Origin of the sequence: Mammaliicoccus sp. O-M54 (genome assembly GCF_022386035.1) — a bacterium.
GTDB classification, from domain to species: domain Bacteria; phylum Bacillota; class Bacilli; order Staphylococcales; family Staphylococcaceae; genus Mammaliicoccus; species Mammaliicoccus sciuri_A.
Genome location: NZ_JAJNJE010000030.1, coordinates 1 through 310, shown reverse-complemented (window position 1 = coordinate 310; position 310 = coordinate 1). Strand labels below are relative to the sequence as shown.

Below are 310 nucleotides of genomic sequence, written 5' to 3'. Positions count from 1 at the left end.
TATACATAATGTTTAAGAAAATAACTGTTATTAATCTGTGATGTCGTCTATAAAGACGACGCGCGATTATTAAGCTTGTTGAATTTCGTTAAAAATTCACTCGGTTTTTTGCTTGGTAAAATCTATTTTACTTACTTATCTAGTTTTCAATGTGCAATGTTGAATGTTATAAACATTCAAAACTGAATACAATATGTCTTCGTTATTCCATGACCTAATGGTCATTCCGTAATATCCTTAGAAAGGAGGTGATCCAGCCGCACCTTCCGATACGGCTACCTTGTTACGACTTCACCCCAATCATTTGTCC

The 310-nt window shown here is 34.5% G+C and carries 1 rRNA gene; it reads right to left on the bottom strand.

The annotated features are described in order from the left end of the window. Positions 1-241: 241 nt before the first annotated feature. Positions 242-310, bottom strand: a 16S ribosomal RNA gene (locus LQ673_RS14735); the annotation flags it as partial.